This is a genomic window from Enterococcus sp. AZ128 (assembly GCF_051714485.1).
Taxonomy (GTDB): domain Bacteria; phylum Bacillota; class Bacilli; order Lactobacillales; family Enterococcaceae; genus Enterococcus_A.
In genome coordinates, this window is the sequence record NZ_JBIORZ010000004.1 from 37,501 (window position 1) to 49,249 (window position 11,749).

Sequence of the window (11,749 nt, forward strand, 5' to 3'; positions counted from 1 at the left end):
CGCAAATAACATGAAAGCTGTTTGAAAATTACCTTTTCACAAGAAATTCAATCGTTTTTTTGTTTTGAGATATGACATCATTTTTTAATAATTCTTTTTGAGAACAGTAAAAAAGGCGTTCAGCTGAGCTGAACGTCTAGTTTTTTTGTTTTAACGCATTGTCGGGAACAGTAAAATATCACGAATCGACTGAACATCGGTTAACAACATAACCAGACGGTCGATTCCAATCCCTAAACCACCAGTTGGCGGCATCCCATATTCTAACGCCTCTAAGAAATCTTCATCCACACCATGTGCTTCGTCGTTTCCTTGTTCCCGTTCTTTTTCTTGAGCTTCAAAACGTTCTCTTTGATCAATAGGATCATTTAATTCGGTAAAGGCATTCGCAAATTCACGCCCTACGATAAATAATTCAAAACGATCGGTGAAACGTCCATCTTCAGCATTTTTCTTCGCAAGCGGAGATACTTCTACTGGATGACCATAAATAAAAGTTGGTTGTTCAAGTGTTTCTTCAACAAACGTTTCGAAGAATTCATTGATAATATGACCAACTTCCATTGTATCTTTTATCTCAACATTGTGCTCTTTTGCTAATGAACGAGCTTCCTCGATAGTCATTTCAGGCCAGAAATCTACCCCAGTCTGTTCCTTGATGGCATCTACCATATGGACACGTTTAAACTCAGAGCCTAAATCAATTGTCTGTCCATCATAAGAAAGAGTAGTTTCTCCAAGAACATTTTGTGCAGCATCTCGGATGATTCCTTCTGTTAAATTCATTACATCTAAGAAATCTTGATACGCCGTATATACCTCCATCATAGTGAATTCAGGATTATGAGTGGTATCGATCCCTTCATTACGGAACACACGGCCAATTTCATAAACTTTTTCCATTCCACCGACAATTAAGCGTTTCAAATGTAATTCAAGGGCAATTCGCAGATACAAATCCATATCCAACGCATTGTGATGTGTGATAAACGGACGTGCAGTTGCACCACCAGCTTCGTTATGCAAGACAGGTGTTTCTACTTCGATATAACCTAACCCATCCAAATAACGTCGGATTTGGCTGATGATTTGACTACGTTTAGTAAAACGCTCGAAACTTTCACGATTACTAATCAGATCTAAATAGCGCTGACGATAACGTTGTTCCACGTTCGTCAACCCGTGATATTTTTCCGGTAACGGGCGTAGCGCTTTAGACAGCAACGTAATCTCTTTTGCTTTAATTGATACTTCTCCAGTATCCGTCTTCATGATTTCTCCTGTTACACCAAAGAAATCTCCTAAATCGCCTTTTTTGAAAATGGCATATGGTTCCTCACCAACTTCATCTTTACGGACATAGATTTGAATTTGTCCTTCACGATCTTGTAGGTGAGCAAAGCCTACTTTTCCTTTTCCACGTTTGGTCATCATACGACCAGCTACACTTGCAGTCAATTGTTTCTCTAAAAGCTCTTCTTTAGTATTTGCATCATATGTTTCATGCAGTTCTTTTGAATTTGCTGTGCGTTCAAAGCGCGCGCCAAACGGATCAATTCCTTCTTCACGAAGGTTTTCCATTTTTTCGCGGCGGACACGCATTTGGTCGTTCATTTCTGTCAAATTTGTTTGTTCCTCAGTCACGAATGTTCCTCCTCGATATGTAATTACTCTTACTTATAATGCCAATGAATAGGTAAAAAATCAAGCCGAATTCCTCATTCGGCTTGAAGATCAGCTAATTTTTTCTCTTGATTCGGTCTTTTCTACAAGACAGTCCAACAAATCTAAGATCACTTGTTTTTCTTCAGTCTGGTTAATGGCGAGCTTAACCTTCGCTGAACGCGAGATTCCTTTTAGATAATAGCTCGCATGTTGACGAAATTCGCGACAGGCTATCTTTTCGCCTTTTAGATTGATCAAACGTTCCAAATGCAGTTTTGCCGTCTCAATCTTCTCCCTAGCACTTGGCTCAGGAATTAACTCACCAGTCTCTAAATAATGCTGCGTTTGATGAATCATCCAAGGATTTCCTAGAGCAGCTCGACCGATCATTACTGCATCTACACCAACCTCTTCAATCATCTTTTTTGCATCTTCCGGAGTACGTACATCACCATTTCCCATAAAAGGAATCGTCAATCGATCTGCTACTTGCTTCAAAACATCCCAATTTGCTTGTCCTTCATACATTTGTACCCTTGTTCGTCCGTGCATAGCAATTGCTGAAGCGCCAGCGCTTTGAGCAGCTAGTGCATTTTCAACAGCAAAAATATGCTCTTCATCCCATCCAATTCGCATTTTAACGGTTACAGGAATATCTACAGCAGAAGAAACAGCATCGACCATTTCATAAACTTTATTAGGATCTAATAACCATTTTGCGCCAGCCTCAGCCTTAATCACTTTATTCACTGGACAGCCCATATTGATGTCTATGATATCCGCTTCGGTATTTTCTTGGACAAACTGCGCAGCCTCTACTAATGAATCTTTGTTCCCACCAAAAATTTGTAGGCTTAACGGATGTTCACCTTCATCAATGTACAGCATCTCTAAGGTTTTCTTATTTCTAAAATGAATACCTTGATCACTAATCATTTCGCAAACAACCAATCCGGCACCAAATTCTTTAACTGTTACACGAAAAGCGGCATTTGTGATTCCTGCCATCGGGGCCACTACTACCCGATTCGGCACTTCCACATTTCCTATTTTCCACGTACCATTTAATGGTTTCACTATTATTCCCCCAAAATTTCTTGCTTCAATTCGTAAAGATCGGCTTCACTGTATTCATAATTATTATTGCAAAATGCACAGATTGCCTCTGCACCATGATCTTGATCAATTAATTCCTGAATTTGTTCTGCACCTAACGTAATGATTGCAGAAGCAAATTTTTCTTTAGAACAATCACATTTAAATTGAACAGGCATATTTTCTAAAAACATTACGTCATCTGTAGCAAGTAAGTTTTGCAGAATTTCCTCTGGTGTTTGTCCCTCGTCTAATAAGGTCGAAATACGAGTTGTTTCTTTTAAACGTGCCTCAATTTGGTCTATAATCTCGTCGCTTGCTCCCGGCATGATTTGAATCAGAAACCCTCCAGCCGTTTTTATAGAATCATCGGTATCAACTAAGACAGACACACCAACTGCTGATGGAATTTGTTCTGATACAGCTAAATAATAGGTAAAGTCCTCACCAATTTCACCAGATACGATTGGTGTTTGACCAGAGAAGGGTTCTTTTAGTCCTAAATCTTTGATAACAGTAAACATACCTTCCGTTCCAACTGCACCTCTTACATCAATTTTTCCGACTTCATTTAATGGCAAACTGATATGCGGATTTTTGATGTAGCCTTTTACTTCACCTTTACCGTTACTATCGACGATGATTGCTTCGGCCGGTCCATTTCCTTCTATTTTCACAGTCATTTTGTCTTCACCTTTTAAAGTCGCACCTAACATCAAGGCTCCGATCATCGTCCGTCCTAATGCTGCTGAAGATGTATTCCATGTATCATGACGGCGTTGTGCCTCTGCGATTGTTTCTGTCGCATTGACTGCATACGCTCGAACAAACCCCTTATAGGCTAATGCTTTTACTAAATAATCACTCATTTATCTGCTCCTCATTCCTATTTTACTCGTGATTGCATCATACTAGGTGTTCCAACTTTTTTCAACTTCTCTGTATACGCTTGATAGAAAAGCTTAATAATCTCATTCAGAAAAAAATAAAGAAGCAGGTGATCTACTCACTCGCTCCCTAAAACCATACAGGCAACAAAATTGCCGCCATCGCTGTAGCATCATATTTCATCGCCTCGTTCTTGAGTTGATTATGTAATTCACCCAAAGCCTTGGGAAAATCATGCTGATGAGCCAACGCATATAAAGTGATTTCTTTACATATTTTAGTTGCTACCAGTCCATAATTTTCTGTTTGCTCCAGCAATTGTGCATTTTTCAATAAAAATTTTTGAACTTCGGGACGCGCCTTTATTTCTTCGCTTCCATATACTCGACTGAGTTTATCCATCATTTGCTCAGTTTTTTCGTTGTGATTCATTTCGACTCCCCCTCGGCATCATTTTACGCCAGCATGGTTAGTATGCCAAATCAAAGGAGTTTCTTCATCATAATTAGATCTGTTTGCTGATCATTTCCCACAATAAAACTATGGGTCCCAACTTTTTCAAAACCAAATGTTCGATAGAATTGCAAAGCACTCGTATTTCTTTCCCATACCCCCAGCCAAATATTTTCACGTTTTTCTTTGTTAGCTAATTCAAACCCATACTCTAATAATTGTCGCCCCAACCCATGTCGTTTAAACTCATTTCGAATATATATCCGTTCAACTTCCAATCCATTCCTATCTGACATCTCTGTTTGAGCCGTTCCGGTATTCAACTTCAAATAACCTGCCAACTCCTCTGATAAGTAAATAAAAAAGAAACGTGATTCAAAATTTAATATCTCATTTCTTAACTTTTCTAATCCATAAGCTTCGGAAAGATACTCTTGTAAATCAACAGGGGCATTCTCCGATGCAAAGGTATCAGTAAAAGTCTCAATACTTATCCTCTGCAGTTCTGCTAGATTCTCAATAGTACACACACTAATTTTTCCTTTCATTTTATACCTCCTCACATTTAAGCGAAATGCCCTTTTGCTACTACCTGCAAATAAATAAACGGCATGCCCGAAGACACACCGTTTGTTTTTATTCTTGATTATCGTTTGTATCATCTGGTTCGATTTTATCGTCTGAATTTTGTTGTTCAGGCGTTTTATCTTCAGCTTGTTTCTCCGCATCCTTTTCCTCCAAAGCGCGTTTTGCTTCTTCGAAAGTTTGTGCTTGAGCTTTTTCACTTGGATAAGGGCTGCCTTTACCTTCTGGCATTTCGCCTGTTTCAAACAATGATTTGATTGCTTTGGCATCCAATGTTTCAAATTCCAATAATTTTTCAGCAATCAATTTATGTTGTTCACGGTGAGTTTCGATAATCTCACGCGCTTTTTCATGTGCTTGCATCAAGATATTACGAACTTCCTCATCAATCTCAAAGGCCACTTGTTCAGAGTAAGCTTTTGTTTGACCATAATCACGGCCAACAAAGACTTGATGATTTCCTTCGTATTGAACTGGGCCAAGTTTGTCACTCATCCCATATTCAGTTACCATGCTTCGAGCCAGTGATGTTGCTTGTTCAAAGTCATTTGATGCACCCGTTGTTTGAGCATTAAACACGATTTCTTCAGCGGTACGTCCACCTAATAAACCAACGATTTGTTCAAACATGTCATCTTTAGACATTAACATTTGATCTTCTTTTGGCAAAGCAATCATATATCCGCCAGCACGTCCACGAGGAATAATCGTTACCTTATGAACAACACGTGCGCGATTCAATACCATTCCGATGATCGTGTGGCCTGCCTCATGATAAGCAACCATTTCACGTTCATGCTTGCTGATAACACGGTCTTTCTTAGCTGGTCCAGCAATCACGCGATCTTCTGCTTCGTCCACATCAGAAGCATCAATCTTTTTCTTGTTACGACGAGCAGCAACTAATGCAGCTTCATTCAAGACATTTTCTAAATCAGCACCAGCAAAACCTGGTGTTTGTTGAGCAACAACTTTCAAATCAACATCGTCTGCCAAAGGTTTGTTACGTGCGTGAACCTTAAGAATCGCTTCACGTCCTTTAACATCTGGGCGACCAACTAAAATTTGACGGTCAAAACGACCTGGACGTAACAACGCTGGGTCTAATACATCTGAACGGTTCGTTGCGGCAATGACGATAACACCTTCATTACCATCAAATCCATCCATTTCAACTAGCAACTGGTTTAAGGTCTGCTCACGTTCATCGTGACCTCCACCCATACCGGCACCACGTTGACGACCGACAGCATCAATTTCATCAATAAAGATAATCGCTGGTGCATTTTTCTTGGCCGTTTCGAATAGGTCACGGACACGAGATGCCCCGACACCAACGAACATTTCCACGAAATCTGAACCTGAGATTGAATAGAAAGGCACACCTGCTTCACCGGCTACGGCTTTAGCAAGTAATGTTTTACCCGTTCCAGGAGGTCCCTCTAATAAAACACCGGCTGGTATACGAGCACCTAATTCAACGAAACGACGTGGATCTTTCAAGAATTCTACTACTTCGACTAATTCTTGTTTTTCTTCTTCTGCACCGGCTACATCAGAGAAACGTACACGGTTCGCTTTTTTGTCTGCCTCTTTGGCTTTTGATTTACCAAAGTTCATAACACGGCCATTGCCGCCGCCACCGCCGCCTTGTTGACCGATCATCATGTAGAAGAAGAAGATCATGATCAAGATTGGCAAGAAACTTACTAATAAAGTAACCCACATACCGCTGCTTGATTCTTCTTCAATTTGTGTCTTAACTTTGTTTTCTTTTGCTAGATCTGTAACTTGACTCAAGGTTGAGTCATTTGGCAAAACAATCGTTGAGAAGTTTGTTGTTTTTGATTCTGTTCCTCCTCCAATGATGCTCAAGCCTCCAGAATTAGCAACCTCTTGCTTTTCCTTATACTCACCAGTGATTTTATACACACCACTAGCCGGTTGGATCTTGAGATTTTTGATTTTGCCTTCTTGCATTTGTTCAGTAAAGGTTGAATACTCGATATCTGGCGAAGCTGATTTGTTATCTCCAAAAAGGAAATAAACAACCATGACCATAGCCAAGATGACGAGAATATAATAGAGAGCATTTTTTACTCCCTTATTGTTTTTGTTCATCTGCGTCCTCCTCGCACTTGTTAGCTTATTAGCTTGTTAAAAAAGTTTTATCAATTTTGACCTTTTAAGTATATCACACTGTGATTTTTTCGGTCACTAATTTGATTGATAAATTTTTGGCTTTAATACACCCACATATGGCAGGTTACGATACGCTTCTGCATAGTCTAGTCCGTAGCCGACTACAAACTCATTTGGAACATCAAATCCGACATAATCAGCATGAATATCCACCACACGGCCCTCTGGTTTATCCAACAATGTGACAATCTTCACTGATTTAGCTTTTCTGTATTTAAAAAGATCAACTAAATAGCCTAATGTACGGCCACTGTCAATAATGTCTTCAACAATCAACAAATCTCGACCTTCAACATTCGTATCTAGGTCCTTAATGATTTTTACTTCTCCCGAAGAGACCGTTTGATTGCCGTAACTCGAAACATCCATAAAATCCAATTCTAGATGAGCATCTATTTCACGAACGATGTCGGCCATAAAAGGTACGGCTCCTTTTAAAATACCAACCACCAAAGGATTTTTATCGGTATAATCCGCAGTTAATTGTGCACCTAGTTCGACACAGCGTTTTTGAATATCTTCTCTAGTAATCAATACCTTTTCAATATCTTTTGCTAGCATGTAGAAACTCCTTTCATTTCGCTACTTGAAGCGTATAGTCAAGTATGTAGTGTATTCTATCAGTTTCAGTTGTAATACTCAAATAGGAATTAACAAAAGGTAAAAGCGCTACGATTTCTCCTGCAGAATCCTCAACCACCCACGCCTGTTCACGTTCATCAGCAGGGATTTTCTTATCGATAAAATAACGTCCTATACGTTTTATTAAAGCATCCGTCAAACGAATTCGATCACCCGGTCTTCTTTTACGAATCATTAAAGGTAGATTGATCGTAAGCGGTAAAGGAACTTGGTACATTCCATTTCCACCTGCCTCATCACTCTTTCTCAAAGTGATTGTTGCCCCATCTGGCAAGGCACATCTGGTGTTTTCCTCTAAAAGAAAATCCGCTGAATTGACTATTGTCTTCTTCTCTAAATAGAAATTTTGATACCTTCGTACAAATTGCCAAGCGCCACTGATATCCACGATCCACTGGCTGACAGGTCGCTGAATTTGGTCTAGAAGTGAAAATAGTTGCCGTTGTGAAACGGCTAGCTTTGTTTGCGTCGCAGTCTGTTGAAAAAAGGCAGACAGAAAATAATAACGAGCACCTGTTTCGGCCGGTAAAGTTTCATAGGAAAAAAACCAGCGTTGACCATCAAATTCGATATTTCTTAAATTTTCTTTTAGCATCTGATTGATCAGTTGATTCGCCCAAATCAATTGCTGATGAAACTGCTGAGCATGCTCCAAAATTTGTGGATTCTCTTTTCTTAATTCCGATACAACATTTTGACGGATTCGATTACGAAAATAATCTTGCGAAGTGTTTGTGATATCTTCAAAATAGATCAACTTTTTCTCTTTAGCGTATTTATAAATCTCTTCTTTTGAAAAGTTCAACAGCGGTCGCAACAAAGTCCCTCTGCCAAATTTTTGCTTTCGAGAGATCCCTCCATGACCGGCAAGCGAGCCGCCACGTGTCAAGCGCATCAATAAAGTTTCTAGCTGATCATCACCATGATGAGCAGTTAAAATCAAATCATATTTTCCTTGTTCCATGACTGCTTCGAAAAAATCATATCGTAGACGCCGCGCTTCGGCCTCGATATTTTTTTCAGTCGGCTGTTCCCAAGTTTTTAAATAGAACGGAAGCTGGCGCGCTTCACAGTAGTCTTGTATAAATTCCGCTTCTTTTTTTGATTCTGAGCGTAACTGATGGTTCACATGAGCTATACCAATATTAACTCCCTGTTGCTCCAACAAATGTAAAAGAACCATCGAATCTACCCCAGTTGAAACCGCCAGTAGTATTTTTTTATCTGTAACTAATTCAGGATTTTCACGAAAAAATTCTTGTTCCATGCCAAGCTCCTTCAACTATAAAAAAAGCTGAAATCCTAAAAGAATTTCAGCCTCTCTATTTTAACTGCGACGACCGCCTCGGCCCCCGCGTTTTCCTTCGGTATTGCGTTTGATCGATGACAAGCGATCATCGCTATCCTTTAAAAAGGAACTCATCAATGAATCGAAGTCTTGTTTGCCGCTATTTTGTTGAGGTTTGCCCTTACCAGACGGTTTCGGACGATTATTGTCGCGGAACTCACGCTTGAAAGGTTTCTTTTCTGGTTGCGATTGCGGTTGATCTTGTGCTTTACGGATTGAAAGTCCTACTTTGCCGTCGTCTCCAACAGAAGTCACTTTCACCGTTACTTCATCACCGACAGTCAACACATCATGAATGTCTTTAACGAAACCGTTAGAAATTTCACTGATATGGACTAAGCCCGTTTTACCCTCTCCCAAGTCGATAAAGGCACCGAAATTGGTGATCCCTGATACTTTTCCTTGCAGCTTAGCTCCTACTTCGATTGACATAAAAAAAATGTTCCTCCTAATTTTTTTCCAATTTATTTTAAAACTGCTACTAAACTTATTTGGCAGTTTCGGACTTTACTACTTCGTCAGCAGACTGTTTGTCTTTGCTAGGCGTTTTCGCTGAATCTGGTAAAACAAAAACCAATTCACCATCTTTTGAATAATAGAAACGACTACGAGCCAATTTCGCAACATAGTTATCATCTTTCAACAATTTCACGTCTTGTTTCAAGCCATCCACCTGTTCATCCACCTTTGCGGATTCTGCAACTGTTTTGACTTTAATATCTTTTAATTCACTCAAATGACGTTGTTCGTTGAAGATTTGAACTCCCATGACAATAGCGACAAAGGCTGCAACAGCAAAGAGCGCTGCTAAACGACGACGCTTAAAAATTAATTGACGATGTTGCTTTTGAAATTTACGATATTGCTCTTTTGCATATGGTGTATCTAGTGAAGCAATTTTTTGCGTCTCGTTTTCATTCATTCTTGCTCGCTCCTTACCATGAAATTCTTTACTATTATATCAATTCGGGATATAATTGTCTATTTGAATTATCCTTAATTACCGTTATTTTCTACTCGAGTCTCGCTAATAATTCGATACATTTTCGCCGCATCCTCTTTTTTAGTAGACTCATGGAGCTCTTCTACCGCAACCTCTAGGACTTTATTCCCAAATTGGATACGCAACTTGTCTCCTAATTTCACATCTGTTGAAGATTTTGCTAATTTTCCATTCACTTGAATTCGTCCCTTATCGGCAACTTCTTTTGCCACCGGACGACGCTTGATGATCCGTGAAATCTTTAAAAACTTATCTAATCGCATGAATTATCTCCTTTTCCAATTAATTCTCAATAGTTTACTGCCGAATGGCAACATCAACCACTCGCGAATCGTTAATAAACGCAGTTGAATAGCCAAGATCAAAAAGGCACTTCCGCCGATTCCCACACCAAAAACAGCTATTATCAACGCCAAACTTCTTTTTTGAACCCCTCCAAAAATAATACTGATACCGCCATAATAACATAAAAGCACTACCACCATGCCTATTAAGCAAATCAAAAGATTTCGCGTGAAGTGTCTCTGACTGCCGTAGGTACGTGTTTCACGATCGCAAGTGAAGTGCAGAATAAACAAAGCTACGATTAGCCCTAATAAGGTTGAAAGACTTGCTCCAACCGTTCCAAATTGCTTCGTCAGTCCACCAGTAACAACTACTTTTAGCAATAGTCCAACTCCAGCTGCTTGCAACGAACTTCGATAATGGTTTTGGCTTTGGGCAATACTTTGATATGCCTGCACCATTGCCATCAGGAAAATCGCAAAAATGAATAGAACCAACGTGCCATTTCCTTTATAGTCCTTGAATAACGCATAATTCACATACGGCAGCAACATCGCTAATCCCATCGAGGCAGCTGCCGCAATTCCGCAGGTTAAACGTAAAAAAATCTGACTGGTCTTAACAAACATTCCATGATCACGATTGACTAAATGGCGTGTCAATAATGGTAAAAAGCTCGAACTCAATGCCAATGCAACTACTAAGCCTAACTGTACTAGCGGTTGACCGCGGTCATAAACCCCTTTTGCCAGCTTCGCCCCATGTTCGCTTAATCCAAAATCAACTAAAGCTTTTTTGACAGTAAAAGAATCGACTAGCTGAAACAAAATCAACAATCCGCTATAGATCGTCATTAATCCACCTTCAAGCAGCAAACGCTTGCCTAAGGATAAGGTTTCTCCGCCCAGATCAGGCAGCTTTCGAACAATACTCGTTCCCAATATTTTTCGGCGATAATACCATAGAACCAGAACTGCTGCGATCCCGCCAACCAAGGCTCCCGACATCGCTACTGTTCCTGTATGGTAAACGTCCCAACCAAATTGTTTAAACGACCAAGCGGCGATCACAATTACTCCAACACGAAGCAGCTGTTCAACCACTTGTGAAACAGCTGTTGGAACCATCAATAACTTTCCTTGAAACTCTCCTCGTGTAATCGATAGAGAGGGCATGATCACAAAAGTAAAGGATACGATCCGAATCAACGGAGCCAATTTTCCATCGCCCATCCAGTTAGCTAATGGTTGTGCTGAGAAGAAACACAATGCCCATAAAACCAAGCCAAATCCGCTGATTAAAGGGAATAATTTTTCCAGCGCCTGTCGTTGATCTCGCGGTTCTCTTTGCTCTGCTACATACTTTGAAATAAATTGTGGTAAGCCTGATAAAGCTAACGTCATGGCGATGCCATAGATTGGATAAACTTGTTGATACACATAGAATCCTTCATCACCAGCGAAGTTTTGATAAGGTACTCGGTAAACGGCACTCAATAACTTCGCTACAAATGATGCGGCAGTCAAGACGAAGGCACCTTGCATCATGACTCGCATTTCTTTATTCGCCAGTGACTCCACCGC

General features: G+C 40.0%; 12 protein-coding genes. All 12 read right to left on the reverse strand.

The window, feature by feature from the left end:
- Positions 1-150 precede the first annotated feature (150 nt).
- The 12 genes from lysS to IGI38_RS21455 all read right to left on the reverse strand — a co-directional run bounded on the left by lysS (position 151) and on the right by IGI38_RS21455 (position 11,710).
- Positions 151-1,614, reverse strand: a complete 1,464-nt coding sequence (gene lysS / locus IGI38_RS21400) for a lysine--tRNA ligase (protein WP_438734380.1) — start codon at positions 1,612-1,614, stop codon at positions 151-153.
- 120 nt (positions 1,615-1,734) lie between these two features.
- Entirely contained in the window at positions 1,735-2,742 is a 1,008-nt protein-coding gene (gene dusB, locus IGI38_RS21405; RefSeq protein WP_438733922.1) for a tRNA dihydrouridine synthase DusB, read from the reverse strand.
- Between the two features lie 2 nt (positions 2,743-2,744).
- Entirely contained in the window at positions 2,745-3,629 is an 885-nt protein-coding gene (gene hslO, locus IGI38_RS21410) for an Hsp33 family molecular chaperone HslO (protein WP_438733923.1), read from the reverse strand.
- 148 nt (positions 3,630-3,777) lie between these two features.
- Complete coding sequence (locus tag IGI38_RS21415) at positions 3,778-4,080, reverse strand: bacteriocin immunity protein (RefSeq protein WP_438733924.1); 303 nt, start codon at positions 4,078-4,080, stop codon at positions 3,778-3,780.
- Positions 4,081-4,130: 50 nt separating this feature from the next.
- Positions 4,131-4,649: a GNAT family N-acetyltransferase gene (locus IGI38_RS21420; protein WP_438733925.1), complete on the reverse strand. Its 519-nt coding sequence runs from the start codon at positions 4,647-4,649 to the stop codon at positions 4,131-4,133.
- Positions 4,650-4,737: 88 nt separating this feature from the next.
- Entirely contained in the window at positions 4,738-6,807 is a 2,070-nt protein-coding gene (gene ftsH, locus IGI38_RS21425; protein WP_438733926.1) for an ATP-dependent zinc metalloprotease FtsH, read from the reverse strand.
- A gap of 96 nt (positions 6,808-6,903) precedes the next feature.
- Positions 6,904-7,449, reverse strand: a complete 546-nt coding sequence (gene hpt, locus IGI38_RS21430; protein WP_438733927.1) for a hypoxanthine phosphoribosyltransferase — start codon at positions 7,447-7,449, stop codon at positions 6,904-6,906.
- Positions 7,450-7,462: 13 nt separating this feature from the next.
- On the reverse strand, positions 7,463-8,797 hold the full coding sequence (gene tilS, locus IGI38_RS21435; RefSeq protein WP_438733928.1) for a tRNA lysidine(34) synthetase TilS: 1,335 nt from the start codon (positions 8,795-8,797) through the stop codon (positions 7,463-7,465).
- A gap of 60 nt (positions 8,798-8,857) precedes the next feature.
- A complete protein-coding gene (locus tag IGI38_RS21440) occupies positions 8,858-9,310 on the reverse strand; it encodes a S1 domain-containing RNA-binding protein (RefSeq protein WP_438733929.1) in 453 nt (150 codons plus the stop codon).
- A 55-nt stretch (positions 9,311-9,365) separates the two neighbouring features.
- Complete coding sequence (locus IGI38_RS21445; protein ID WP_438733930.1) at positions 9,366-9,800, reverse strand: FtsB family cell division protein; 435 nt, start codon at positions 9,798-9,800, stop codon at positions 9,366-9,368.
- 74 nt (positions 9,801-9,874) lie between these two features.
- Entirely contained in the window at positions 9,875-10,144 is a 270-nt protein-coding gene (locus tag IGI38_RS21450) for an RNA-binding S4 domain-containing protein (RefSeq protein ID WP_438733931.1), read from the reverse strand.
- A 3-nt stretch (positions 10,145-10,147) separates the two neighbouring features.
- Positions 10,148-11,710 carry a putative polysaccharide biosynthesis protein gene (locus tag IGI38_RS21455; protein WP_438734381.1) on the reverse strand — a complete coding sequence of 521 codons (1,563 nt, stop codon included), beginning with the start codon at positions 11,708-11,710 and terminating at the stop codon, positions 10,148-10,150.
- Positions 11,711-11,749: the final 39 nt, after the last annotated feature.